Here is a 24300-nt window from a genome sequence, read left to right on the forward strand (position 1 = left end):
CACTCGAAGATGCAGGGTGCAATGGTTACGATGCCGTTATGGGTCGTCGGCTGGTACCGCTCACGCTGGACAACCTCCAGGATCTGCCCAGGCGTTGCAGGAGCTGCGTGTTCTGGGAGCTGGACCCCGTCAGCGGCGACGCCGCCGTGAGGGCGGGCACCCCGGATCAGGAGAAGGAGGCGTGGATCTCCGCCGTCCTGCTGGACTGGGGTTCCTGCGGCCGGGTGGTCTACGTGGACGAGGTCCCGGTGGGCTTCGTGCTCTACGCGCCGCCGGCGTACGTGCCGCGTGCGGCTTCCTTCCCGACTAGTCCGGTGTCCCCGGACGCGGTCCAGCTCATCACGGCGTGGATCATGCCCGGGTACCAGGGGCAGGGTCTGGGGCGGGTGATGGTCCAGACGGTCGCGAAGGATCTGCTGCGGCGGGGGTTCAAGGCGATCGAGGCCTTCGGCGACGCGCACTGGGAGCGGCCCGCCTGCCTGCTGCCGGCCGACCACCTGCTGTCGGTGGGCTTCAAGACGGTACGCCCCCACCCCGCCCATCCGCGGCTGCGGCTGGAACTGCGGACGACCCTGTCGTGGAAAGAAGACGTGGAGCTCGCCCTGGACCGGCTGCTCGGTGGGGCACGGGCACGGACGGAACCGGTGCTGCGCCCGCTGTGAGCGGGTGACGCCCGGTACGTGAAACGGGGCCGCTCCTACCGGAGCGGCCCCGTTTCACGTACCCGTGTTTCTCAGACGGTTCAGGCGACCGGCTTGGAGGTCACGAAACCGTCGAGGTCGCGCAGGATGGCGGCCTTCGGCTTGGCGCCGACGATGGTCTTGACGACCTCGCCGCCCTGGTAGACGTTCAGGGTCGGGATCGACATCACGCCGTACTTGGCTGCCGTCGCCGGGTTCTGGTCGATGTTGAGCTTGACGATCTCGATCTCGTCGCCGTACTCGGCCGCGATGGCCTCCAGGGACGGGGCGATCTGGCGGCACGGGCCGCACCACTCGGCCCAGAAGTCCACCAGAACGGGCTTGTCGCTGGCCAGGACCTCGGCGTCGAAATCGGCGTCGGTCACGGTCTTGAGAGCCACAACGGCCTCCTCTTGATACGGGGTGTGGGGTGTGGGGATGGAGCGCGGATCAGACGGTCGCGGTCGCGTGCTCGGCGTCCGCGAGGGCGGCGAGGAAGCGCTCGGCGTCGAGTGCGGCGGAACAGCCGGTGCCCGCCGCCGTGATCGCCTGACGGTAGGTGTGGTCCACGACGTCGCCCGCACCGAAGACACCGGCGAGGTTGGTGCGCGTGGAGGGCGCGTCCACCTTGAGGTAGCCCTCGTCGTCCAGGTCGAGCTGGCCGGTGAAGAGCTCGGTGCGCGGGTCGTGGCCGACTGCGATGAAGAGGCCGGTCACGGGCAGCTCGGAGATCTCACCGGTCTTGGTGTTCCGCAGGCTCAGGCTGGCGAGCTTCTGCTCGCCGTGGATCTCGGCGACCTCGCTGTCCCACGCGAACTTGATCTTCGGGTCGGCGAACGCGCGGTCCTGCATGGCCTTGGAGGCACGCAGGCTGTCGCGGCGGTGGACGATGGTGACCGACTTGGCGAACCGGGAGAGGAAGGTCGCCTCCTCCATCGCGGTGTCGCCGCCGCCGACCACGGCGATGTCCTGGTCCTTGAAGAAGAACCCGTCGCAGGTCGCGCACCAGGAGACACCACGGCCCGAGAGGGTGTCCTCGTTGGGCAGACCGAGCTTGCGGTGCTGAGAACCCGTGGTGACGATGACGGCCTTGGCGCGGTGCACCGTGCCGGCGGTGTCGGTGACCGTCTTGATCTCACCGGTGAGGTCCACGGCGACGACGTCGTCCGGAACGAGCTCGGCGCCGAAACGCTCCGCCTGGCCCCGCATGTTGTCCATGAGGTCCGGCCCCATGATCCCGTCCTGGAAGCCGGGGAAGTTCTCCACCTCGGTGGTGTTCATCAGCGCGCCACCCGCGGTGACGGCGCCTTCGAAGACCAGCGGCTTGAGCGAAGCGCGTGCGGTGTACAGGGCAGCCGTGTAGCCGGCCGGCCCGGAGCCGATGATGATCACGTTTCGTACGTCGCTCACGGGTTCTTTCCTCGTTTCTGCGGACTTCGTGGTGCCTACCGGGGGCCGGTTCGGACTCTCACCCCACCCAACGGATCCTAAGGCGCGAGCATTCCCACCTGTCCGCCTCCGGCTCCTTACGTACCGGTTACGCGCTGGATTCCGCGGCCGACCTGGTCAACCCCGCGGGTACGTACTGGTCAGAAGAGGCTTCCCCGGTGCCTCCGTCGGATGTTCCACGCAGGCGGCGGGGACGAGGTAGGCGTCCACCAGGGCGGGGTCGGCCTGGTGCGGAAGGACGACGAGGTAGACGGGCGTGCCGTCGTAGCTCCCCAGCTCCGAGGCGACCGGGGTCTCCGTGCGGCCGGTGGACTGCCGCACACAGGCGGGAACCGGCGCGGCTCCGGGTGAAGCCTGCCGGTCGGCGGGGGCCTGATCGGGGGAGGTGGTGTCCAGACCCATGGTCTTGTTGGTCTGGTTCCCGCCCGCCGTGGCGAGCAGCCGCCGCACGTTGTCCTGGAGCCCCTGAGCGGTGTACCCGCCGTCGGCCGAAGGCCGGGCGGCGGCGCTGGCCGTCTCGTGCGTGGCGTTGTCGTGCGAGCCGGTGCCCGTGAACCCGCCGAACAGGTAGACGCCGAGCACGCAGGCAGCCGCGCCGGCCATACCCGCGAGCACCGCGATCCGGCGGCGCGCACGGCGCCGTCCCGGGCCGGTTGGACCGGACGGGTGACCGGAGGGCCGCAGAGCCCCGGTCCGGCCGGGTGCGGGCACCGATGTTTCACGTGAAACATCGGCGTCGGTGTCGCTTCCGGCGTCACGGCCGGTGTCGCTGTCGGCGTCGGCGTCGGTGGGGGGCTCGTGGGCGGGCGCGGCGGCGGCCCGGGAAGTGGTGGAGTCGAGGAGGGCCTCGGCGGCCAGGGCCGCGTCGATGCGCCCGGCGACGGCGGAGGGCATCCGCGGAGGTCCCGGGAGCGTGCCGAGGAGGGAGCGGATCTCCTCCAGGGAGGCGCGTACGTCGGCGCACAGGGAGCAGTCGCCGAGGTGGCGGCGTACTTCGGTGGTGCGGGACGGGGAGAGCAGCCCTTCGGTCAGGTCGGAGATCTCCGAGACCTCCGGGTGCCGGATCGTGCCGGCAGTGCCGGTCGTCGGGGTCACGGTCGTCCACCTCCGCCCTTCACAGCGTCTGGGTCCGGATCCCTCGAACCGGAATCCCTGGAGTCTGCCGCAGGTGGGACGGCTGTCCCCGGCGTCCGGTTCCTTCCCCGCTCGGCGGCGGTGTTATCCCCGGCATTCGTGCGCAGATGAGTGAGCATCGGGAGGAGTTTCGCCCGGCCTCGCGCGCACCGGCTCTTCACGGTGCCGGCGGGGACGCCGAGTACGAGGGCGGCTTCGGCGACGGGGTACCCCTGCATGTCGACGAGGACCAGCGCGGCCCGCTGATCGGGCGGGAGCGTGCTGAGCGCCGCCAGGAGCTGCCGGTGGAGGTCCTGGCGCTCCGCGGGGGCCTCGGCGGACTCGTGGGGCTCCAGGAGGCGCTCCAGGCGCTCCGTGTCGTCCAGCGGCGAGGTGCGGCGGGAGGCGGCCTTGCGGGCGCGGTCGAGGCAGGCGTTGACGGTGATCCGGTGCAGCCAGGTGGTCACGGCGGACTCGCCGCGGAAGGTGTGGGCGGCCCGGTAGGCGGAGACGAGCGCGTCCTGGACGGCGTCGGCGGCCTCCTCCCGGTCGCCGAGGGTGCGCAGCGCGACGGCCCAGAGCCGGTCCCGGTGGCGGCGTACGAGCTCGCCGAAGGCGTGGGGATCACCGTCGACGTGCAGCGCCAGGAGTTCCTGGTCGCTGAGGTCGCCGGAGGCGGCTTCGTCCAACGCTGGCCCCCTCCCCCTGGCGTGCGTCAGCCCTTGAACTTCACGTCCGAGATGCCCTGCTTGTAGCCCTCTTTGCTGAAGTCGGCGTACGGAGCGTACGGCACGGCGGTCATCCACAGGAGTACGTACCGCGTCTTGACCGGTGTCTCAGCGGTCAGGTCCACCGCGTTGTCCTTGGTCGTCGCGTCCGCGATCTTCTTCATGCCGTCGACCGAGTTCTTCGGCTGCATGGATTCCGCCGCGTACAGGGCCACGCTGGTGTGGTCCCCCGCGAACCTCAGCTTCACCGAGGCGGCACTGACCTCGTGCTCGGCGCCGAGGTCGTAGATGATCCCGACGCCGGACGTGATCTGCAGCTTCGGGCCCTGGTTGTAGCTCGCGGTCTTCCAGTAGGTGGAGGCGTCCCCGTCGTACGACTTGCCGACCCCGTCGGCGTTCTGCGGCTTGCCGTCCGGGTAGTACTCCTCGGCTCCCTTGATGGCGAGCGGAACGGGGTCCTTCTTCTCCGGGGTGTCGTCCGTCTTCTGCTGCTGGGTCTGCGTGGTGTCGCCGGTGCCCTGCTTGCTGTGGTTCAGGAGGGTGTCGGCGAGCTGCCAGCTGCCCAGGCCGAGGGCGGCGATCAGCAGGGCGGCGACGCCCCACTTGAGCGCGCGGCCCGTCCGGCTCTGCAGCGGGGGCGGCGGCGGGACGACCGAGGACGTCATCGCGGTCGGCGCGCCGATGTGCGCGGGCCGGCCGTAGCTGCCCTGCTGGTACGTGGTGTGCTGGTACTCCGGAGGGGCGGTGAAAGCGGGCTCCGGCGGCCGGATGCGCGGCATCGCGGCGACGGCCTTGGAGAGCTCCTCCGGGGTGGTGCAGGCGGGCTCCTGGCGGGACGCGGTGGCTCCGTCGTTGGCGAGGGCGCGCATGGCGAGCTCCCCCAGGCCCCGGTGGACACCGGCGCGGACCTGGTCGGGAGCGAGCAGGCCGACGCCCTTGGGCAGGCCGCTGAGGCCGTAGGCGTCGTTCTCGTACGGCCAGCGCTGGGTGAGGGCGGCGTACAGCAGGGCGCCGATGGCCTCGGTGTCGGCCCGCTGCGGGGTCTCGGTGGTGATGCCGCGCAGGGCGGCGTTCACGGCGAGGCCGCGGATCCGGTACTGACCCGTGGAGGTCCGCAGTATCGCGCTCGGCGTCAGGCGCAGGTGGGCCAGACCCTCGCGGTGGGCGGCGGCCATGGCCTGGGAGACCTGGCTGACCAGCTGGTAGGCCTCGTGGGGCTCCAGCGCGTCGGCCGCGAGGATGGCGGTGAGCTCGGTGGCGTCAGGCAGCCACTCGTGGACGACGTAGACGAGGTCGTTCTCCTCCACGGCGTCGAGGACCTGGACGAACCGGGGGTCGCCGAGCAGGGCGGAGGAACGGGCGGCGGCCAGCACGGAGCGGGCCCGGGGATGGTCGGCGGGGAGGAGGTGGACGCCCACCGCGCGGCGGAGCTTCTCGTCCATCGCCCGCCAGCTGCTGAATCCGTCCAGACGGGTGACGCACTCCTCGAGCCGGTAGCGCCTCGCGAGCTTGTGGCCGCTGTGCAGATCGGGCGCGGCCGCGGGTGCCGTGCTTCTGCGTTCGCCGTCCTTCTCGGGCATGGGTCCGTCCGAGGCTCGTCCGTTCTGGGTGTCCGCCCCGTCGGCCGTGGCCTTGACCGCATCTGCGGTCAGCGGCTCGTCGCCGCTGTTGTCGGCCACGTCGACGGCAGCCGTGCTACGTTCCGCCACCGTCGTCCCTGCCTCCCCATCCGTTGCGCGCTGTCGGCCAGTCTGCGAAGCCATGCCAATTGTGCCCACAGTCCGGCCCTCCGCACGACACGCGATCGGGGTCCGTTCCGTGAGCGGGTGTCCGCATCAGCGACCCAGACGTCCGCGGACCATTCCGACCATCGCGTTGAGCTCTTCGATCCTCATCCGCTTCGCGGCGATGAGGAAGACCGCACCCAGTGCGATGCCGCCGCCGACGAGGGCGGCGAGGGAACCGGCGGCTCCGCTGCCGAGCCACTGGGTGATGGCGTAGGCGACGGCGCCGGCCACGACGGCGGCCGGTACGCAGGCGCCGATCAGACGCGTGTAGGTCCGCATCACGTGTGCGCCGTCGAGGTCGCCGCCCAGACGCTTCTTCAGGCGCCGCCAGGCGATGCCGACACCGACGGCGTAGCCGAGTCCGTAGGCGGCGGCCATGCCGACGACGGCCCAACGCGCGGGGAGCACGAAGAAGGCGAGGGCGGAGACGCCGGCGTTGACGGCCGCGACGATGACGGTGTTGTAGAAGGGGGTCCGGGTGTCCTCGTAGGCGTAGAACCCGCGCAGGACCACGTACTGGACGGAGTACGGGATCAGACCGAGGCCGAAGGCCATCAGGATGAAGCCGATGTTGGTGGCGTCGTCGGCGCCGGTGCTGGCGTACAGCAGGGTCGCCATCGGGACGCCCAGGGCCAGGAAGGCGAAGGCGCAGGGCACGATCGCGACGGCCGAGGTGCGCAGTCCGTAGGAGATGTCGTCGCGGACTGCCGCGGCGTCCCCGTCGTGCGCGGAGCGGGAGATGCGCGGCAGGACCGCCGTCATGACGGAGACGGTGATGATGGCCTGCGGCATCTGCCAGAGCAGCAGGGCGTAGTTGTAGCCGGTGATGCCGGTACCGCCGTGACCCTGCTTGTCGGCGACCTCGCCCGCCCAGGTGGCGAGCTGGGTGACGACGACGAGGCCGACCTGGTTGGCGAGGACGAAGAAGAAGGTCCACTTGGCCAGTCCGGCGGCCTTGCCGAGGCCGTGGCCCTTCCAGTCGAAGCGCAGGCGCATCTTGAAGCCGGCGTCGCGCAGGTAGGGGAGCATCGCCAGGGACTGGACCACGAGGCCGAGCAGGGTGCCGATGCCCAGCAGGCGGACGCCCTCGGGGGTGATGCTCTGCTCGGACACGCCCGTGGTGGTGAATCCGCCGAAGGCCCAGATGAAGGCGCCGAAGGTGGTGATGACGATGATGTTGTTGAGGACCGGGGTCCACATCATCGCGCCGAACCGGCCGCGGGCGTTGAGGATCTGACCGAGGACCACGTGGATGCCCATGAAGAACATCGTGGGCAGGCAGTAGTGGGCGAAGGCGACGGCCACGTCGAGCCGCTGCGGATCGTCGGCGATCTTCTGCGACATCATGCCGATGAACAGCGGGGCGGCGAGGACACAGATCGTGGTGACCGCGCCCAACAGCACGACGACCAGCGTCAGCAGGCGGTTGGCGTAGGCCTCACCGCCGTCGTCGTCGTTCTTCATCGCGCGGACGAGCTGCGGGATGAACACCGCGTTGAGGGCGCCGCCGCCGACCAGCACGTAGATCATCGTCGGCAGGGTGTTGGCGACCTGGTAGCTGTCGTTCAGGGTGGTGACACCGATCGCGCCGGCGATCACCAGGGTGCGGGCGAAGCCGGTGATGCGGGAGACGATCGTGCCGGCCGCCATCAGGGCGCTGGACTTCAGCAGGCTGGACGCCCGCCCGGCGGGCTTGGTGGGCGCGGGCGCGGCGACGGGCGCCTCCTCCGCCGGGGCGCCGGGGGCCGCCTGCTGGTCCCGGTAGAGGTGCGTGAAGGCGTCGGGCTCGGGCCGCTCCTCCGCCGCGTTCGTCACGAGCGAGTCCACACCGACGAACTGCGTCGTCGTCGCGTGGTCGCCGTACGGCAGGTGGCGGGAGGCGCCGTCGGGCTCGGGCGGCGGGGTCTGGGCCCAGACACGCGGATCGGGGCCGTGCGAGGGGCCCTGCGGGGCCGCGTAGAGCGGACCGGGCTCCTGGTAGGTGCCGGGCGGCGGCGGGGGGTGCGAGGCCCGGTCGTAGAGGACCTCGGCGACCGGGTCCTGGGCCGACAGGTCCTGCGCCCGGTACGGGTCGTAGTCGTAGGCGTCCTGGACATACGGGTCGTGGTCCGGCGCGGGCGCGGGCGCGGGAACCTGCCCGGGCACCGGAGCGCCCGGGGCAGTGCCCTGGGAGGGCGTCGGCCCGCCAGTGCCCTGCGCGCGGTCACCGTCGTACGGCGCGTTCATCGCAACCCCACCTCATCGTCCCCAGGCCGACCGGCCACGGCATCGCTCAACGGTCCACTGTCTCACCCGTGCCGGACCCCTCCCCGCTTTGCGGTTCGGTGTCCGGGGACTCGTCACTCGGCTGCGTGCTGTCCTCGGTGGCCGCGCGTGCGGCGACGCGCTTGCGGCTGGCGTACATCTTGATGCCTGCCAGGACCAGCAGGAGAACACCGCCGGCGATGACGAGCATGACGGTGGGGGTGATCTCTGTTGCCTCTACGGTGAACTTTCGTTCCTTGCCGTAGGGCACGCCGTCCTTGGTGAACAGCCGTGCGGTGACCTCGACGGGACCGCTCGCAGTGGCGTTGGCGCTGAACTTTACCGTCTGGCTGTGGCCGCCCTGGACCGTGACCTCCTGCTCCGCCTCACCGTCGCCGCTGAACATCAGACGGGTGGGATTGGCGGACTTCACCCGCAGCACGAGGTTGTGGACGTCCTGGACGAGGCTGTTCTGGACACTGACCGGGATGGTCGCGCTGTGGCCGGAGAGCGTGGCGTCGGACTTGGGGACGACCTTGACCTTGTCGGTCAGCCCGATCAGGTACTCCTGGACCTGGTCCCGGTAGCGGCGGGCATCGTCGTCGCGGCCGCGCCAGGTGGTCGACATCTCCCGGTTGGTGGTGTTCCCGAAGGGGATCTCGACACGGTCCGGCGCCGTGAGGATGACCTTGAAGTGGTCGAGGGTGTTCTGCGTCGTACGGATCTGCTCGAACGCCGCCACCGGCAGTTCCTGCTTGCTCAGCGCCTCGGGGTACTGGCCCGCGCCCGGTACCTGGGTCGCGGCGCCCGGGTCGGGCTTGGCGGCGGCGGCCGCCTCCAGGTCGGAGGGCTGGGTCCAGCGTGCCGCCTGGAGGCCGCGCAGGGCGGTGGCCATCGAATCCACCTGGGTGGCGGAGGGCCGGCGCTGGGGCGTGACCACGTAGCTGCGCGGCTCTTCGCTGCCCTGCAGGTTCAGGGCGAGGCTGTGGGCGAGGAACTGCTGGACGGCCAGCGTGGAGTTCCCGGCGCGGGTCATGTCGCCGTCGAAGGCGGTGGACAGCTCGGCGTCGGCGACGACGGCGGTGGTGCCCGCGCCGATGGGGCGGGCGGCGGACGGGGTGTACCCGAGGGCGCCCGTCTCCTGGAGGCTGTCGCTGCGGGTCAGGACGTTGTGCGCGCCGGCCGAGGTGGCGACGTTGACGATCGACGGGTCGATGGCGCCGTCCACCGGCCACGAGAAGTCGGTGGACGGCGTGACGTGGAGAACCGTCTCGACGGCCTGCTTCGCCTTGTCGGTGGCGGGGCGCAGCTGGCCGAGGCTCCCCGAGACGTCCTTGCCGTGGTGGGCGAGGGAGGCGATGTCGGGGTCGGCGAAGGGCAGCGCGACGACCTTCTTGCCCTGGACGGCGTTCTCCAGGGCGCTGAGCCACTGCTCGGCCACGGCCTTGTTCCTGCCCGGCACGGGCTTGCCGTCGGGGTCGGAGCCGCGGACCCGGTAGCCCTTGGTCATGGCGTCGACGGTGGTGAGCAGGTCGGGGTCGATGACCCAGGTGACCGGGAGGTCCTTGCCGAGGGAGACCATCCGCTCCAGGCGGCCGCCCGGCCGCAGCTCGTCGGCGAGGGAGTCGTCGAGGAAGACGGGGGTCTGGACCTCGTCCGAGCCGGTCTCCGCGGTGACGCGGGTGGTGGAGATCAGCGGCCAGACGTAGGTGAGGGAGGACCGCTTCGCGGCCGGGTCCGGCTGCCACGGCAGGAAGGTCCGCTGGATGCCGAGGACCTGTTCGGACGGGCGGCTGTCGGTCACGCCGGACAGGGAGACGCCGAGCTGGTAGACGCCGTCCGCGCCCAGGTCCAGCTTGTTGACGGGGACCTTGATCTCGAAGGGCTGGTCGACCTTCGAGGGCAGGGAGTCGATCTTCACGGCGAAGGCGGAGTCGATCTCCCCCGGGTCCACGCCGGGCCGGAAGCCCTTGCGGTCCGCCACCTCACCGATGGAAGAGCGGTCCCCGAGCATGGGCCCGACCCGCAGTCCGACGTGGGCGCCCTTGATCGTCTCGCGGCCGTTGTTGACCACCGTGCCCGTGATCGTGAGCGTGTCGCTCTTGACCGGAGCGCTGGGGGACACCTGGGTCAGCTGGACGTCCACGGGGCTGTCGGCGGCCTCGGCCGGTGGGGCGGGGGCGTAGATCAGGGCGGCCAGTACCGGCGTCCCGGTGAGCAGGACGACCGCCCGCCGCAGCCATCGGCGCCGGGCAGGGGCGGGAGCTGCCCCCTGGATATCTGCCGCCTCGGCCACGCGCCCGCCCGTCCTCGAAGTGTCAGTGGTCGTCGTTTCTGCGTCCACGCATGGTAACGAGGCGCGCTGTGCGTGAGTGCCGCGCCTTGCTCCACATGATCGGTCCGGCTCGTTGCCGCAGGTGGGGGCGGTGTGAGAAACGGGGAAGCCCATGCCGGGCGGGCCACGTACCCTTTTCTGTTGTGCCGAACGCCAATGAAGACACCCCCAGTGCCCTGAGTCAGGTGCAGCGCCGCGCGGTCAGTGAACTGCTGCGGGTCGCCCCTGTCGCCGACGAGCTCGGCCGCCGTTTCCAGGAGGCGGGCTTCCGCCTCGCCCTGGTCGGCGGGTCCGTCCGCGACGCGCTGCTGGGGCGTCTCGGCAACGATCTCGACTTCACCACCGACGCGCGTCCCGAGGACGTCCTGAAGATCATCCGGCCGTGGGCCGACTCGGTGTGGGACGTCGGCATCGCCTTCGGCACCGTCGGCGCGCAGAAGAGCGCCCGCGCCGGAGACGCTGTTCGGAGCTTCCAGATCGAGGTGACGACGTACCGTTCCGAGGCGTACGACCGCACCTCGCGCAAGCCCGAGGTCTCCTACGGCGACTCGATCGAGGAGGACCTGGTCCGGCGTGACTTCACCGTCAACGCCATGGCCCTGGCCCTGCCGGAGCAGGAGTTCGTCGACCCGCACGGTGGCCTGGAGGACCTGGCCGCCGGTGTGCTGCGGACCCCGGGCACTCCGGAGGACTCCTTCTCCGACGACCCGCTGCGCATGCTGCGCGCGGCCCGGTTCGCCGCGCAGCTGGACTTCGAGGTGGCCCCCGAGGTCGTCGCCGCCATGAAGGCCATGTCCGACCGGATCGAGATCGTCTCGGCGGAGCGGGTCCAGGGGGAGCTGAACAAGCTGCTGCTGTCGGCGCACCCCCGCAAGGGCCTCGGACTGCTGGTGGACACCGGCCTCGCGGACCGGGTGCTGCCCGAGCTCCCGGCGCTGCGGCTGGAGAGTGACGAGCACCACCGGCACAAGGACGTCTACGACCACTCGCTGATCGTGCTGGAGCAGGCGATCGCGCTGGAGGAGGACGGCCCCGACCTCGTCCTGCGGCTGGCGGCCCTGCTGCACGACATCGGCAAGCCCCGCACCCGCCGTTTCGAGAGCGACGGCCGGGTCTCCTTCCACCACCACGAGGTGGTGGGCGCGAAGATGACCAAGAAGCGCATGACCGCGCTGAAGTACTCGAACGACATGGTCAAGGAGGTGTCCCGGCTGGTGGAGCTGCACCTGCGCTTCCACGGCTACGGGGACGGGGAGTGGACCGACTCGGCGGTGCGGCGCTACGTGCGCGACGCGGGCCCGCTGCTGGAGCGGCTGCACAAGCTGACCCGGTCGGACTGCACCACGCGCAACAAGCGCAAGGCCAACGCCCTCTCCCGGACCTATGACGGTCTGGAGGAGCGGATCGCTCAGCTCCAGGAGCAGGAGGAGCTGGACGCGATCCGCCCTGACCTGGACGGCAACGAGATCCAGCGGGTACTGGAGATCGGTCCGGGCCCGATGGTGGGCAAGGCCTACGCCTTCCTGATGGAGCTGCGGCTGGAGAACGGCCCGATGGGCAACGACGCTGCGGTGGCGGCCCTCAAGGAGTGGTGGGCCACCCAGGCCACCCAGGCCACCCAGGCCACCGAGGCTCCGAAGGCCTGACGCGCGTCGCGATGTTTCACGTGAAACATCGCGTGGGCCGGAACAACCGCTCGGGGCGATGTTTCACGTGAAACATCGCCCTCGCCGCCACATGAGCAGTGCCGTGGCGGCGTAGAGGACCGCCACGCTCATGATCAGCGTGGCGGACCGGCCGTCGGCTGGCAGCATCAGGGCGGCCACGGCGGCAGCCCCGACGAAGGCCACGTTGACCAGGACGTCGTACACGGAGAAGACCCGGCCGCGGAAGTCGTCGTCCACCTGCGACTGGACGACGGTGTCGGTGGAGATCTTGGCTCCCTGGGTGGCGAGGCCGAGGACGAAGGCGGCGGCGAGCATCGGCGCGGGGGTGAAGGCCAGACCCAGCGCCGGGACCAGGACGGCGGCGCCGGCCGCGCAGGCGGCGATCCATCCCCGGGTGCCCAGCCGGCCTACGAGCCAGGGCGTGACCACGGCGGCCGCGAAGAAGCCGGCACCGGAGACCCCGATCGCCATGCCCAGCAGCGCGAGCCCGTCGGACTCGTTGTCCGACCAGGAGTAGCGGCAGAGCATCAGCAGCATGACGAAGAGGGCCCCGTAGCAGAACCGCATCAGGGTCATCGCGGTCAGCGCCTGGGCGGCCTCGCGCCGGGCCGCCAGGTGCCTGAGGCCGGCGATCATGCCCCGCACGGTGAGGACGACGCCTTGGGCGACCGACGGGTGTACGCGGTCCGGAGGGTGGTCGGGGCCGAGGAGCCCGATGGCCAGCCGCAGGGCGGCGAGCGCCGCACACAGGTAGAGGGCGGCGCCGATCAGCACGACCAGGGCGTTCGAGTCGGAGACGAGCAGCCGTACGACGAAGGCGAGCCCTCCTCCGGCGGTGGCCGCCAGGGTCCCGGCGGTCGGCGAGAGGGCGTTCGCGGTGACCAGCTGACCGGCACCGACGACCCGGGGCAGGGAGGCGGAGAGACCGGCCAGCACGAAGCGGTTGACGGCGGTCACGGACAGGGCCGAGGCGTAGAACAGCCAGTCGGGCACGTGCGCGACGATCAGCACCCCCGTCAGACAGGCCAGGAAGGCGCGCAGCAGGTTGCCGTACAGGAAGACCTGCCGGCGCCGCCACCGGTCCAGGAGCACCCCCGCGAAGGGGCCGATCACCGAGTAGGGCAGCAGCAGCACGGCCATGGCCGAGGCGATGGCCGCGGGCGAGGTCTGCTTCTCCGGGGAGAAGACCACGTAGGTGGCGAGAGCCACCTGGTAGACCCCGTCGGCGGCCTGGGAGAGCAGCCGTACGGCGAGCAGGTTGCGGAAGTCCCGCAGGCGCAGGAGTACGCGCAGATCACGTACGACAGGCATGTGGGCAAGGGTCACACACGCCGAGGGTCCCCGGGCACATTTGCCCGGGGACCCTCGGCGGAAGAACAGTCGAAGACCAGGTGTCCTTGAGGACCCTTGGGTTCGGCTAGCGCTCGACCTCGCCCTTGATGAACTTCTCGACGTTGGCGTACGCCTCGTCGTCGAAGTACTGCACCGGCGGGGACTTCATGAAGTAGCTGGAGGCCGACAGGATCGGGCCACCGATACCGCGGTCCTTGGCGATCTTCGCGGCGCGCAGGGCGTCGATGATGACACCGGCGGAGTTCGGGGAGTCCCACACCTCGAGCTTGTACTCGAGGTTCAGCGGGACGTCGCCGAACGCGCGGCCCTCGAGGCGGACGTACGCCCACTTGCGGTCGTCGAGCCACGCGACGTAGTCGGACGGGCCGATGTGGACGTTCTTCTCGCCGAGCTCACGGTCGGGGATCTGCGAGGTGACGGCCTGCGTCTTGGAGATCTTCTTCGACTCGAGGCGGTCACGCTCGAGCATGTTCTTGAAGTCCATGTTGCCGCCGACGTTGAGCTGCATGGTGCGCTCGAGACGGACACCGCGGTCTTCGAACAGCTTCGCCATCACGCGGTGCGTGATGGTGGCGCCGACCTGGGACTTGATGTCGTCGCCGACGATCGGGACACCGGCCTCGGTGAACTTGTCAGCCCACTCCTTGGTGCCGGCGATGAAGACCGGGAGGGCGTTGACGAAGGCGACCTTGGCGTCGATGGCGCACTGGGCGTAGAACTTCGCCGCGGCCTCGGAACCGACGGGGAGGTAGCAGATCAGGACGTCGACCTGACGGTCCTTGAGGATCTGCACCACGTCGACCGGAGCCTCGGCGGACTCCTCGATGGTCAGGCGGTAGTACTTGCCCAGGCCGTCCAGGGTGTGGCCGCGCTGAACGGTCACGCCCGTGTTCGGGACGTCGCAGATCTTGATGGTGTTGTTCTCGCTGGCGCCGATGGCGTCCGAAAGGTCGAGGCCGACCTTCTTCGCGTCGACGTCGAACGCGGCGACGAACTCGATGTCACGCACGTGGTAGTCGCCGAACTGGACGTGCATCAGACCGGGGACCTTGGCCGCCGGGTCGGCGTCCTTGTAGTACTCGACGCCCTGCACCAGCGAGGCGGCGCAGTTGCCCACGCCGACGATGGCTACGCGAACCGAACCCATTCCGGTTGCTCCCTGTTTGTTCTCGGAACGAGGCCTGCGAGATGCAGGCCTCACTTTGCAGTTTCGTCGGACGGACCGGGTCGTCTCTGATCCCGTCCCGCCCGCTCGCTCTCGATGAGCTCGTTCAGCCAGCGCACTTCACGCTCCACGGATTCCATTCCGTGGCGCTGCAGCTCAAGCGTGTAGTCGTCGAGGCGCTCCCGTGTGCGGGCGAGGGAGGCGCGCATCTTCTCCAGACGCTCCTCCAGCCGGCTGCGGCGGCCCTCCAGCACGCGCATCCGCACCTCTCGTTCGGTCTGGCCGAAGAAGGCGAAGCGGGCGGCGAAGGACTCGTCCTCCCAGGTGTCCGGGCCGGTGTGGGAGAGGAGCTCTTCGAAGTGCTCCTTACCCGCGGCCGTCAACCGGTAGACGATCTTCGCGCGGCGCCCTGCGAGTGAAGCGGCGACGGCGTCCTCCGGGGCGTTGCCCGGTTCCTCGATCAACCAGCCGTTGGCGACCAGCGTCTTGAGGCAGGGATAGAGGGTCCCGTAGCTGAACGCCCTGAAGACCCCCAGCGAGGTGTTGAGCCGCTTGCGCAGCTCGTAACCGTGCATGGGGGATTCGCGAAGCAGGCCGAGGACGGCGAACTCGAGGATGCCTGAGCGCCTGCTCATTCGCCTGCCCCTCTCTGCTTCTGAGTTTATGCCGAGCTGATGTATCGGCTCGATACATCCAGACGATAGAACGGGCTGCCGCCGCCGACAAGGGGTGACGTGGTGACCGGCGTCACATCACCAATTCGTACGACGCAAGTTGCCTGATTTGGGGTGAACTTCGGCACTGGTCGGGTTTTGACCGTGCGTAGTCTGTGCGGGCAAGACTCCGGGGTAACCGGAATCATCTGCCGCTTCCAGGCCACTCGCCTGCCCGAGGAGTAGTCGTTCGATGAGCGAGCACCGCCGCAAACCGCCGCAGTCCCAAGGTGGCGGCCGCGCCGCCTCCCGCCGGGCTGCCCAGCAGCGCCCCGCCCGGGGCTCCGGCCCCGGGCGCGACGTGCCCACCGCCTCACCCTCCGCCTCGCCCGGCGGACCGCACGCGGGGCAGTCCGCGCCCGCCAGCCGCGCCGACGCCCGCCGGTCCGCCCAGCGAGGAGCCGCAGGCCGCGGCCGCGCAGGTGGCAAGGGGGGCAAGGGCGGAAAGGGCGGCGGGCTCATCAACTACCCGCGCGCCGAGAAGGAGGGCTGGAAGCGCTTCGTCCCCTCCTGGAAGCTGGTCGGAGGCACGGCCCTCGGCTTCTTCGCGGTCATCGTCGCGGGTGCGGGCATCGGCATCGCCAGCGTGGGCACGCCCGACCCGAACAAGGCCGCCCAGGCCCAGAACAACGTCTACGAGTGGGCCGACGGCTCCCAGATGGTCGCGACGGGCGGCTCCACGAACCGCCAGATCGTGCAGATCGACCAGATTCCCGTATCGATGCGGAATGCCGTGATCGCCGCGGAGAACGAGTCCTTCGAGACCGACAAGGGCGTCGACCCGATGGGCATCGCCCGCGCCGTGGTCAACATGGCTACCGGCGGCTCCACCCAGGGCGGCTCGACGATCACCCAGCAGTACGTGAAGAACATGTACCTGGACTCCGAGCAGACCCTGAAGCGCAAGGTCACCGAGCTCTTCATCTCGATCAAGCTCGGTGTGTCCGAGGAGAAGAACACGGTCCTCGCGGGCTACCTGAACACCGCCTACTACGGCCGGGACGCCTACGGCATCCAGGCCGCCGCGCGCGCCTACTTCGGCAAGGACGCCAAGGACCTCAACCCGTCCGAGAGCGCCTTCCTCGCCTCCATGCTCAAGGGCCCCAACCTGTACAACCCGGACGGTGGCGCCGGCTCCGCGGCGACCCCCGAGGCCAACGAGAAGCGGGCGCGGGCCCGCTGGGCCTGGGTCCTCGACCGGGAGGTCGCGGTCGGCCGGATGGAGCAGTCCGAGCGGGACAAGTACAAGGACTTCCCCGAGCGGGTCGACCTGGCGCAGGGCCGCGGCCTGACGGGACAGATCGGCTACCTGGTCGACGTGGCCAAGTCGTACGTCATGAAGACCGGCGACATCAGCGCGGAGAAGATGGCGCTCGGCGGGTACACGATCCGCACCACCTTCGAGAAGCCCAGGGTGGACGCCCTCGTGAAGGCGGTCGAGGACACCCGCAACGACTTCCTCGACGAGAAGAAGCGCCCCGAGTACGACACCTTCGTCCAGTTCGGCGCCGCCTCGGTGGACGTGAAGTCCGGAGCGATCGTGGCCCTGTACGGCGGCCCCGGCTTCGACCAGAAGCACTTCACCAACAACGCCAACACCTCCGGCGTCCCGGTCGGCTCGACCTGGAAGCCGTACGTCCTGGCCGCGGCCCTGGAATACGGCACCCAGAACTCCAAGGGTTCGGGCATCTCGATCGACAGCAAGTACAACGCCGACGACCTCACGGTGATCAACAACCGGGAGGGCAAGCCGCTCCTCGACAAGAACGGCGACCCCTTCCAGCAGAAGAACGAGAGCCCCGAGGCCCACGGCTACGTGACCCTCAACGAGGCGATGCGGCAGTCGATCAACGTGCCGTTCGCCCAGCTCGTCTTCGACGTCGGCCACAGCAAGGTCCGCTCGGTCGCGAAGTCCACCGGCATCCTCGAAGAGTCGATGGACGCGAACGACAACGCCTCCTTCGCCCTCGGCACCTCCACTCCGAGCGCCATCCGGATGGCCGACTCGTACGCCACCTTCGCCGCCTCCGGCACGCACCGCGAGCCCTACTCGGTGCAGACGGTCCAGAAGGACGGCAAGACCCTGCCCGGCTTCGGACCTCCCAAGGAGGCCCGGGCCATGGACGACGCCGTCGCGAACAACATCACCAAGGTGCTCGAGAACGTCGTCGAGAACGGCACCGGCACCAAGGCGAAGAAGCTCGGCCGTCCCGCCGCGGGCAAGACCGGCACCACCGACCTGAACAAGTCGGCCTGGTTCGTCGGCTACACCCCGCAGCTGTCCACCTCGGTGACCCTGTTCCGCAACGACCCGAACGCCAAGGGCAAGGACCGCAAGCTGCTGTCCATGAACCACGTGGGCGGAGTCGACTCGATCCACGGTGGTGACATCCCGGCCGTGATCTGGACCGAGTACATGCGCGAGGCCCTCAAGGGCACCCCGGCCAAGGAGTTCCCGGAGGCGGAGGACATCGGCGTCGTCGCGGACGCGGCCGGCGCCCCGAAGCCCACGCCCCCGGCGGCCCCCTCGCCGTCGGTCTCGCCCTCGACCTCCCCGTCGACCTCCCCGTCGATGGTCTCCCCGTCCCCCTCCGACGGTGGCAAGCCGACCTGCAAGCCGTGGAAGATCTACTGCGACCCGACGACCGGCGGCACGAGCAACGGCGGCAACGGGTCCAACGGCGGCGGACTTCCCGCCGGAGGCACCACCGGAGAGCCCTCCCCGAGCAACACCGGCAGGCCCGGCAGGCCCGGCGGAATGACCAGCTGGGGCACCAGCATGGGCGCCGGAGGCTGATCCCCGCCCGCCCCGCAGACGAGAGGGCCGTCGCACCCCGTGCGGCGGCCCTCCCGCGCGTCCGGCCCCGTACGGCAGGATGAGCGCATGACCAAGGTGCACGAGGAGCGGCCCGTACTGCCCACCCGGGAGGACGAGGTCGCCGCCGCCGGGAGCGAGCTCATCGGCGGCCCCATCGGCCGCCGCGCCCGGCTGGGCGGCCACTGGCTGGGACCGGTCCGCGTCGTGGTCCTCGTGGCCATCGGCATGTTCGCGCTCGGCATGGCCCAGAAGGTGCCCTGCTACGACTGGGCGTGGTTCCGCGGAGCCGGCTCGCAGTACACGCACGCCTGCTACTCCGACATCCCGCACCTGTACTCCGCCCGCGGGTTCGCCGACGGCCTCGTGCCCTACGCCGACCGGTTCCCCGACGCCGACCCGAAGTACGGCGGCATGCAGTACCTGGAGTACCCGGTGCTCACCGGCGCCTTCATGCAGATCGCCGCCTGGCTGACGCCCTCGTCCGGCACCATCCAGCACCGCGAGCAGATGTACTGGATGGTCAACGCCGGCATGCTGATGGCCTGCGCGGCCGTCATCGCCGTGTGCGTCGCCCGCACCCACCGCCGCAGGCCCTGGGACGCCCTGCTCTTCGCCCTGGCCCCGGCCCTCGCGCTCAACGCGACCATCAACTGGGACCTGCCGGCCGTCGCCCTGGCGGCCGTGGCGATGCTGATGTGGTCACGCGGCCGTCCGCTGCTCGCCGGTGTCTTCATCGGCCTGGCGACCGCGGCCAAGCTCTACCCGGTGCTGCTGCTCGGGGTGCTGTTCGTGCTCTGCTGGCGGGCCGGGAAGTGGCGCGCGTTCGGTGCCGCCGCCCTGGGCGCCGCCGTCGCCTGGCTCGTGGTGAACGTCCCGGTCATGTACGTCGCCTGGGACGGCTGGAAGCGGTTCTACGTGTTCAGCCAGGAGCGGCCCATCGACTTCGGCTCCGTGTGGCTGCTGATCTCCCAGCGCACCGGGAACCCCCTGGAGGGCGCCAACGCGTACGCGACCGGGCTGACCCTGCTGCTGTGCCTGGCCATCGGGCTGCTCGCGCTGACGGCCCCGCGGCGGCCCCGCTTCGCCCAGCTGGCCTTCCTGGTGGTCGCCGCGTTCATCCTCGCGAACAAGGTCTACTCGCCGCAGTACGTGCTGTGGCTCATCCCGCTGGCCGCGCTGGCCCGGCCGCGCTGGCGGGACTTCCTGATCTGGCAGGCCGGCGAGATCGCGTACTTCCTCGGGATCTGGTTCTACCTCGCCTACACGACCAGTGGGGACAAGCACCAGGGCCTGCCGGTGGAGGGCTACCAGGTGGCCATCGCCGCCCACCTGCTGGCCACGCTCTACCTGTGCGCCGTCGTCGTACGCGACATCCTGCTGCCCGAGCGGGACGTCGTACGGCAGGACGGCTCGGACGACCCCTCCGGAGGCGTCCTGGACGGGGCCGAGGACGTGTTCGTGCTGTCGGACAGGGCGAAGGCGCCGCGGTACGCGGCGCCTTCGGAGGGACAGCGGGTCGACTGGGGCACGGAGCCCCGGCACTGACGCGTGGGGATCAGGCGTCGAGCACCCGGTCGAACTGGGTGGTGGTGTGCCGCAGGTGCGCCACCAGCTCGTCGCCGACCCTGGGCTCGGGCGAGTCCGACGGCACGAACAGGATCGACACCTGCATGTGCGGCGGCTCAGCGAACCAGCGCTGCTTGCCCGCCCAGACGAAGGGCGACAGGTTCCGGTTGACGGTGGCCAGGCCCGCCCGGGCGACGCCCTTGGCACGCGGCATCACCCCGTGCAGGGCCTTGGGGGCCTCCAGGCCCACGCCGTGCGAGGTGCCGCCCGCGACGACGACCAGCCAGCCGTCCGAGGCGGCCTTCTGCTGCCGGTAGCCGAAGCGGTCGCCCTTGGCCACGCGCGTGACGTCCAGGACGGCGCCCCGGTACTGGGTCGCGTCGTGGTCGCCCAGCCACAGCCGGGTGCCGATCCGGGCCCGGAAGCGGGTCTGCGGGAACTGCTGCTGGAGCCGCGCCAGCTCCTCGGCCCGCAGGTGGCTGACGAACATGGTGTGCAGCGGCAGCCGGGCCGCGCGCAGCCGGTCCATCCAGCCGATGACCTCCTCGACGGCGTCGGAGCCGTCCGGGCGGTCCAGGGGCAGGTGCAGGGCGAAGCCCTCCAGCCGTACGTCCTCGATCGCCGACTGGAGCTGGCCCAGGTCCTGCTCGGAGATGCCGTGGCGGCGCATCGAGCTCATGCACTCGATGACCACGCGGGCGCCGACCAGCCCGCGGACCCCGTCCAGCGACGAGACCGAACGGATGACCCGGTCGGGCAGCGGCACCGGCTCCTCGCCCCGCCGGAACGGGGTGAGGACCAGCAGGTCGCCGCCGAACCAGTCCTTGATGCTGGCGGCCTCGTACGTGGTCCCGACGGCCAGGATGTCGGCGCCCATCCGGGTCGCCTCCTCGCACAGCCGCTCGTGGCCGAAGCCGTAGCCGTTGCCCTTGCAGACCGGGATCAGTCCGGGGAACTGATCGGTGATCTGCTTCTGGTGCGCACGCCAGCGCGCGGTGTCGACGTAGAGCGTGAGCGCCATGCCCGTCCGGAACCTCTCTGGAAAAGCTGCGTGGTGCAGCGGTGCGGTGTGTGGGTGGGGAGCGTCAGCGGCGGGACATGTAGATGTCGAGCGCCTTGTGCAGCATCTTGTTGAGCGGGAAGTCCCACTCGCCGACGTACTCGACCGCCTCGCCGCCCGTGCCGACCTTGAACTGGATCAGGCCGAACAGGTGGTCGTTCTCGTCCAGCGTGTCGCTGATGCCGCGCAGGTCGTAGACGCTGGCGCCGAGCGCGTACGAGTCGCGCAGCATGCGCCACTGCATCGCGTTCGAGGGCCGGACCTCGCGCTTGTGGTTGGCGGAGGCGCCGTACGAGTACCAGACGTGCTGGCCGACGGTGAGCATCGTGGCGGCGGCCAGCGGCTCCCCTTCGTGCTTCGCGATGTACAGCCGCATCCGGTTGGGGTCCTCGGAGTTGAGGGCCGTCCACTGGCGCTGGAAGTAACTGAGCGGGCGCGGGCGGAACTTGTCGCGCTCGGCCGTGATCTCGTACAGGTGCTGCCAGGTCGGCAGGTCCTCGTAGCCGCCCTGGACCACCTCGACGCCGGCCTTCTCGGCCTTCTTGATGTTGCGGCGCCACAGCTGGTTGAAGCCCTTGAGGACGTCGTCCAGCGAACGGTTGGCCAGCGGCACCTGGAAGACGTAGCGGGGCTGGACGTCGCCGAAGCCGGCGCCGCCGTCCTCGGCCTGCTGCCAGCCCATGCGGCGCAGCTTGTCGGAGACCTCGAAGGCGCGGGGCTCGATGACCGAGGCCTCCACGTCGCGCAGGCGCTTGACGTCCGGGTCCTGGATGCCGGCCTTGATGGCGGCGGAGTTCCAGCGGCGGATGACGACGGGCGGGCCCATCTTCACGGTGAAGGCGCCCTGCTGCTTGAGGTGGGCCAGCATCGGCTGGAGCCATTCCTCCAGATTCGGGGCGAACCAGTTGATGACCGGGCCCTCGGGAAGGTACGCGAGGTACCGCTTCACCTTGGGCAGCTGCCGGTACAACACGAGCGCGGCGCCGACGAGTTCGCCGGACTGGTTGAACCAGCCGAGGTTCTCCGAGCGCCACTCGTTCTTGACGTCGGCCCATGCCGGGACCTGGCAGTGGCTAGCCGAGGGCAGGCTCTGGAGGTAGGCCAGATGCTGCTCTCGGCTGATGGTGCTCAGGGACAGGCTCATGCGGGGTGTCTCCTCCGGCGGCTTCGCTGGCTATGGCGCGAAGCCTACTGCGACAGGGGCGCCACCCATCTGGGGGACGGGCCGTAGCCCGGGCCGGTGTGAGGCCGGCGCCCCGTCGCGGAGGTCCCCCGGTCAGCCCAGCCAGCCGCCGAAGAGGCCGCCGTGGAACATGCCGATGAAGAAGCCGATGGCAGACGCGCCAAGGCCGATGATCAGTGCGAAGCGCTCGCGTGTCGTGACCGAGACGAACTGTCCGTACAGCCCGGTCACGATGCCGACCAGCCCGGTCCACGAGCTGAGCAGGTGCAGGTTGTGGAAGAACGCAGTGACGAACGCCACGGCGCCGAGGATCAGGGTGACCGCCATCAGGGTGTCCTGGAGCGGGTGGGGCTTGCCGTCGGTCGAGAGCAGGGAGATCGGCTGGGAGGACTGGCCACGCATTGCCTGTGCCATCGGAAGGCACCTCCTGGCTGCAGCAGAGCGGTGCTGCGGGGCCGCCTCCGGCAGGTGCCGGAGGGCATAGCACCGAGCACACCTGGTGCCTACAGATTGTGGCCCTCTCCCGGCGGATTTCAACCGGAAGGAGTCGACGGGGTAGTCTGTACGGTCTGCGCGGTGTCTGCTCTCGGACGCCGTGCGATACGCATCACGACCCTCCTGCCACGGATCGACCGTGGCCGCTGAGTCCAAAGGAGGTGGGTTCCACATGCGTCACTACGAAGTGATGGTCATCCTCGACCCCGATCTCGAGGAGCGCGCTGTCTCCCCGCTGATCGAGAACTTCCTCTCCGTCGTCCGTGAGGGCAACGGAAAGGTCGAGAAGGTCGACACCTGGGGCCGTCGTCGTCTCGCTTACGAGATCAAGAAGAAGCCCGAGGGCATCTACTCGGTCATCGACCTTCAGGCCGAGCCTGCGGTCGTCAAGGAGCTTGACCGACAGATGAACCTGAACGAGTCGGTTCTCCGGACCAAGGTCCTTCGCCCCGAGACCCACTGAACTTCGGTTCAGCGGTAATCGGGACCGAGTAGCACAGCAGCCCAGCAGCAATCCCCGCCGAGAGGTTCATCCATGGCAGGCGAGACCGTCATCACGGTCGTCGGCAATCTCGTCGACGACCCCGAGCTGCGCTTCACCCCCTCGGGTGCGGCGGTCGCGAAGTTCCGTGTCGCGTCCACTCCCCGCATCTTCGACAAGCAGACCAATGAGTGGAAGGACGGCGAAGGCCTGTTCCTGACCTGCTCGGTCTGGCGTCAGGCGGCGGAGAACGTCGCCGAGTCCCTTCAGCGGGGCATGCGCGTCATCGTGCAGGGCCGGCTGAAGCAGCGGTCGTACGAGGACCGTGAGGGTGTCAAGCGCACGGTCTACGAGCTGGACGTCGAGGAAGTCGGCCCCAGCCTGAAGAGCGCCACGGCCAAGGTCGCCAAGACCAGCGGTCGCGGTGGCCAGGGTGGGTACGGCGGCGGCGGTCAGCAGCAGGGTGGCGGCGGCGGCAACTGGGGCGGAACCCCCAGCGGCGGCGCCCCTCAGGGCGGCGGAGCTCCCTCCGACGACCCGTGGGCGTCCAGCGCGCCGGCCGGCGGCCAGCAGCAGCAGGGCGGCGGCGGTGGCGGCTGGGGCGGAAGCTCCGGCGGCTCCGGCGGTGGCTACTCGGACGAGCCGCCCTTCTAGGGCAGCTCGCACCCCCACTTCTTGATTTCACAGGAGAGACACAATGGCGAAGCCGCCTGTGCGCAAGCCTAAGAAGAAGGTCTGCGCTTTCTGCAAGGACAAGACCGCGTACGTGGACTACAAGGACACGAACATGCTGCGGAAGTTCATTTCCGACCGCGGCAAGATCCGTGCCCGCCGCGTTACCGGCAACTGCACGCAGCACCAGCGTGACGTCGCCACGGCCGTCAAGAACAGCCGTGAGATGGCGCTGCTGCCCTACACGTCCACCGCGCGATAAGGAAAGGGTGACCGACTAATGAAGATCATCCTGACCCACGAGGTTTCTGGCCTCGGTGCCGCCGGCGATGTCGTCGACGTCAAGGACGGATACGCTCGCAACTACCTGGTCCCGCGGAACTTCGCGATTCGCTGGACCAAGGGTGGCGAGAAGGACGTGGCGCAGATCCGCCGCGCCCGCAAGATCCACGAGATCGCGACCATCGAGCAGGCCAACGAGTTCAAGGCCAAGCTCGAGGGTGTGAAGGTCCGTCTGGCCACCCGCGCGGGTGACGCCGGCCGTCTCTTCGGTTCCGTCACCCCGGCCGACATCGCCACGGCGATCGAGGCGTCCGGTGGCCCGAAGGTCGACAAGCGTCGCGTGGAGCTGGGCTCCCCGATCAAGACCCTCGGTTCCTACCAGGTCTCCGTGCGTCTGCACGCCGACGTGGTCGCGAACGTGGGCATCGAGGTCGTCGCCGCCTAAGGGCAGCGCATGAAGGGCCGCACCCCGCTGGGGTGCGGCCCTTCGTCGTTTCCGGGTGAAGAGG

The 24300-nt window shown here is 69.9% G+C and carries 21 protein-coding genes; 8 read left to right on the forward strand and 13 right to left on the reverse strand.

From position 1 onward, the window contains the following. Nucleotides 1–38: 38 nt before the first annotated feature. Nucleotides 39–662, forward strand: a complete 624-nt coding sequence (locus tag ACFV0Q_RS00135; protein ID WP_384997945.1) for a GNAT family N-acetyltransferase — start codon at nucleotides 39–41, stop codon at nucleotides 660–662. Between the two features lie 80 nt (nucleotides 663–742). On the opposite strand, the gene trxA is transcribed toward ACFV0Q_RS00135, so the two are convergent. The 7 genes from trxA to ACFV0Q_RS00170 form a co-directional block, all read right to left on the reverse strand. Further along, nucleotides 743–1081 (reverse strand): thioredoxin, encoded by a 339-nt coding sequence (gene trxA, locus ACFV0Q_RS00140; RefSeq protein WP_384997948.1) that lies wholly within the window; start codon nucleotides 1079–1081, stop codon nucleotides 743–745. Nucleotides 1082–1130: 49 nt separating this feature from the next. After that, nucleotides 1131–2090, reverse strand: a complete 960-nt coding sequence (trxB, locus tag ACFV0Q_RS00145; RefSeq protein ID WP_384997950.1) for a thioredoxin-disulfide reductase — start codon at nucleotides 2088–2090, stop codon at nucleotides 1131–1133. Nucleotides 2091–2246: 156 nt separating this feature from the next. Next, entirely contained in the window at nucleotides 2247–3224 is a 978-nt protein-coding gene (locus tag ACFV0Q_RS00150; RefSeq protein ID WP_384997953.1) for a hypothetical protein, read from the reverse strand. Further along, nucleotides 3221–3931, reverse strand: coding sequence for an RNA polymerase sigma factor SigM (gene sigM, locus ACFV0Q_RS00155; protein WP_384997956.1), 711 nt, complete (start codon nucleotides 3929–3931; stop codon nucleotides 3221–3223). Before sigM ends, ACFV0Q_RS00150 begins: the two co-directional genes overlap by 4 nt. 26 nt (nucleotides 3932–3957) lie before the next feature. Next, on the reverse strand, nucleotides 3958–5679 hold the full coding sequence (locus ACFV0Q_RS00160; protein ID WP_384997959.1) for a protein kinase family protein: 1722 nt from the start codon (nucleotides 5677–5679) through the stop codon (nucleotides 3958–3960). Between the two features lie 126 nt (nucleotides 5680–5805). Then, complete coding sequence (gene murJ / locus ACFV0Q_RS00165) at nucleotides 5806–7983, reverse strand: murein biosynthesis integral membrane protein MurJ (protein WP_384997962.1); 2178 nt, start codon at nucleotides 7981–7983, stop codon at nucleotides 5806–5808. A 46-nt stretch (nucleotides 7984–8029) separates the two neighbouring features. Beyond that, nucleotides 8030–10297: a DUF6049 family protein gene (locus ACFV0Q_RS00170; RefSeq protein WP_384997965.1), complete on the reverse strand. Its 2268-nt coding sequence runs from the start codon at nucleotides 10295–10297 to the stop codon at nucleotides 8030–8032. Nucleotides 10298–10479: 182 nt separating this feature from the next. Here ACFV0Q_RS00170 and ACFV0Q_RS00175 point away from each other — a divergent pair, with 182 nt between their 5' ends. Further along, the gene (locus ACFV0Q_RS00175; RefSeq protein WP_384997968.1) at nucleotides 10480–11982 is read left to right on the forward strand and encodes a CCA tRNA nucleotidyltransferase; all 1503 of its coding nucleotides are present in this window, start codon (nucleotides 10480–10482) and stop codon (nucleotides 11980–11982) included. A gap of 63 nt (nucleotides 11983–12045) precedes the next feature. Here ACFV0Q_RS00175 and ACFV0Q_RS00180 read toward each other — a convergent pair whose 3' ends face one another. The 3 genes from ACFV0Q_RS00180 to ACFV0Q_RS00190 all read right to left on the reverse strand — a co-directional run bounded on the left by ACFV0Q_RS00180 (nucleotide 12046) and on the right by ACFV0Q_RS00190 (nucleotide 15156). Further along, nucleotides 12046–13314 (reverse strand): MFS transporter, encoded by a 1269-nt coding sequence (locus ACFV0Q_RS00180; RefSeq protein WP_384997971.1) that lies wholly within the window; start codon nucleotides 13312–13314, stop codon nucleotides 12046–12048. Between the two features lie 106 nt (nucleotides 13315–13420). After that, entirely contained in the window at nucleotides 13421–14503 is a 1083-nt protein-coding gene (locus ACFV0Q_RS00185; RefSeq protein WP_384997974.1) for an inositol-3-phosphate synthase, read from the reverse strand. 50 nt (nucleotides 14504–14553) lie between these two features. After that, nucleotides 14554–15156: a helix-turn-helix transcriptional regulator gene (locus ACFV0Q_RS00190; protein ID WP_384997977.1), complete on the reverse strand. Its 603-nt coding sequence runs from the start codon at nucleotides 15154–15156 to the stop codon at nucleotides 14554–14556. Nucleotides 15157–15427: 271 nt separating this feature from the next. Here ACFV0Q_RS00190 and ACFV0Q_RS00195 point away from each other — a divergent pair, with 271 nt between their 5' ends. Next, nucleotides 15428–18031, forward strand: coding sequence for a transglycosylase domain-containing protein (locus ACFV0Q_RS00195; RefSeq protein WP_384997980.1), 2604 nt, complete (start codon nucleotides 15428–15430; stop codon nucleotides 18029–18031). Between the two features lie 87 nt (nucleotides 18032–18118). Further along, nucleotides 18119–19597 carry a glycosyltransferase family 87 protein gene (locus ACFV0Q_RS00200; protein ID WP_384997983.1) on the forward strand — a complete coding sequence of 493 codons (1479 nt, stop codon included), beginning with the start codon at nucleotides 18119–18121 and terminating at the stop codon, nucleotides 19595–19597. A 10-nt stretch (nucleotides 19598–19607) separates the two neighbouring features. Here the strand turns inward: ACFV0Q_RS00200 and ACFV0Q_RS00205 are convergent, their stop codons facing one another. From ACFV0Q_RS00205 to ACFV0Q_RS00215, 3 genes are all read right to left on the reverse strand, one after another. Further along, nucleotides 19608–20639, reverse strand: a complete 1032-nt coding sequence (locus ACFV0Q_RS00205; protein ID WP_384997986.1) for an alanine racemase — start codon at nucleotides 20637–20639, stop codon at nucleotides 19608–19610. Between the two features lie 64 nt (nucleotides 20640–20703). Next, nucleotides 20704–21822, reverse strand: coding sequence for a peptidoglycan bridge formation glycyltransferase FemA/FemB family protein (locus ACFV0Q_RS00210; RefSeq protein WP_266575621.1), 1119 nt, complete (start codon nucleotides 21820–21822; stop codon nucleotides 20704–20706). Nucleotides 21823–21954: 132 nt separating this feature from the next. Further along, nucleotides 21955–22275 (reverse strand): hypothetical protein, encoded by a 321-nt coding sequence (locus tag ACFV0Q_RS00215; RefSeq protein WP_384997989.1) that lies wholly within the window; start codon nucleotides 22273–22275, stop codon nucleotides 21955–21957. 253 nt (nucleotides 22276–22528) lie between these two features. On the opposite strand from ACFV0Q_RS00215, the gene rpsF reads away from it, so the two are divergent. The 4 genes from rpsF (at nucleotide 22529) to rplI (ending at nucleotide 24236) form a co-directional block, all read left to right on the forward strand. After that, complete coding sequence (gene rpsF, locus ACFV0Q_RS00220; RefSeq protein WP_004950685.1) at nucleotides 22529–22819, forward strand: 30S ribosomal protein S6; 291 nt, start codon at nucleotides 22529–22531, stop codon at nucleotides 22817–22819. A 72-nt stretch (nucleotides 22820–22891) separates the two neighbouring features. Continuing rightward, on the forward strand, nucleotides 22892–23491 hold the full coding sequence (locus ACFV0Q_RS00225) for a single-stranded DNA-binding protein (RefSeq protein WP_384997992.1): 600 nt from the start codon (nucleotides 22892–22894) through the stop codon (nucleotides 23489–23491). Nucleotides 23492–23534: 43 nt separating this feature from the next. After that, nucleotides 23535–23771 carry a 30S ribosomal protein S18 gene (rpsR, locus tag ACFV0Q_RS00230; protein WP_005315025.1) on the forward strand — a complete coding sequence of 79 codons (237 nt, stop codon included), beginning with the start codon at nucleotides 23535–23537 and terminating at the stop codon, nucleotides 23769–23771. A gap of 18 nt (nucleotides 23772–23789) precedes the next feature. Beyond that, complete coding sequence (rplI, locus tag ACFV0Q_RS00235; RefSeq protein WP_384997995.1) at nucleotides 23790–24236, forward strand: 50S ribosomal protein L9; 447 nt, start codon at nucleotides 23790–23792, stop codon at nucleotides 24234–24236. Nucleotides 24237–24300: the final 64 nt, after the last annotated feature.

This window comes from Streptomyces sp. NPDC059564, assembly GCF_042735575.1.
GTDB lineage: Bacteria > Actinomycetota > Actinomycetes > Streptomycetales > Streptomycetaceae > Streptomyces.

Excerpts from the sequence above, each read along its gene's own strand:
- ACFV0Q_RS00195 (WP_384997980.1), top strand. The coding sequence starts at position 15,428 with ATGAGCGAGCACCGCCGCAAACCGCCGCAGTCCCAAGGTGGCGGCCGC.
- murJ (WP_384997962.1), bottom strand. The coding sequence starts at position 7,983 with ATGAACGCGCCGTACGACGGTGACCGCGCGCAGGGCACTGGCGGGCCG.
- ACFV0Q_RS00210 (WP_266575621.1), bottom strand. The coding sequence starts at position 21,822 with ATGAGCCTGTCCCTGAGCACCATCAGCCGAGAGCAGCATCTGGCCTAC.
- ACFV0Q_RS00190 (WP_384997977.1), bottom strand. The coding sequence starts at position 15,156 with ATGAGCAGGCGCTCAGGCATCCTCGAGTTCGCCGTCCTCGGCCTGCTT.
- ACFV0Q_RS00200 (WP_384997983.1), top strand. The coding sequence starts at position 18,119 with ATGACCAAGGTGCACGAGGAGCGGCCCGTACTGCCCACCCGGGAGGAC.
- rplI (WP_384997995.1), top strand. The coding sequence starts at position 23,790 with ATGAAGATCATCCTGACCCACGAGGTTTCTGGCCTCGGTGCCGCCGGC.
- rpsF (WP_004950685.1), top strand. The coding sequence starts at position 22,529 with ATGCGTCACTACGAAGTGATGGTCATCCTCGACCCCGATCTCGAGGAG.
- ACFV0Q_RS00225 (WP_384997992.1), top strand. The coding sequence starts at position 22,892 with ATGGCAGGCGAGACCGTCATCACGGTCGTCGGCAATCTCGTCGACGAC.
- ACFV0Q_RS00205 (WP_384997986.1), bottom strand. The coding sequence starts at position 20,639 with ATGGCGCTCACGCTCTACGTCGACACCGCGCGCTGGCGTGCGCACCAG.
- ACFV0Q_RS00180 (WP_384997971.1), bottom strand. The coding sequence starts at position 13,314 with ATGCCTGTCGTACGTGATCTGCGCGTACTCCTGCGCCTGCGGGACTTC.
- rpsR (WP_005315025.1), top strand. The coding sequence starts at position 23,535 with ATGGCGAAGCCGCCTGTGCGCAAGCCTAAGAAGAAGGTCTGCGCTTTC.
- ACFV0Q_RS00215 (WP_384997989.1), bottom strand. The coding sequence starts at position 22,275 with ATGGCACAGGCAATGCGTGGCCAGTCCTCCCAGCCGATCTCCCTGCTC.
- ACFV0Q_RS00135 (WP_384997945.1), top strand. The coding sequence starts at position 39 with ATGGGTCGTCGGCTGGTACCGCTCACGCTGGACAACCTCCAGGATCTG.
- ACFV0Q_RS00185 (WP_384997974.1), bottom strand. The coding sequence starts at position 14,503 with ATGGGTTCGGTTCGCGTAGCCATCGTCGGCGTGGGCAACTGCGCCGCC.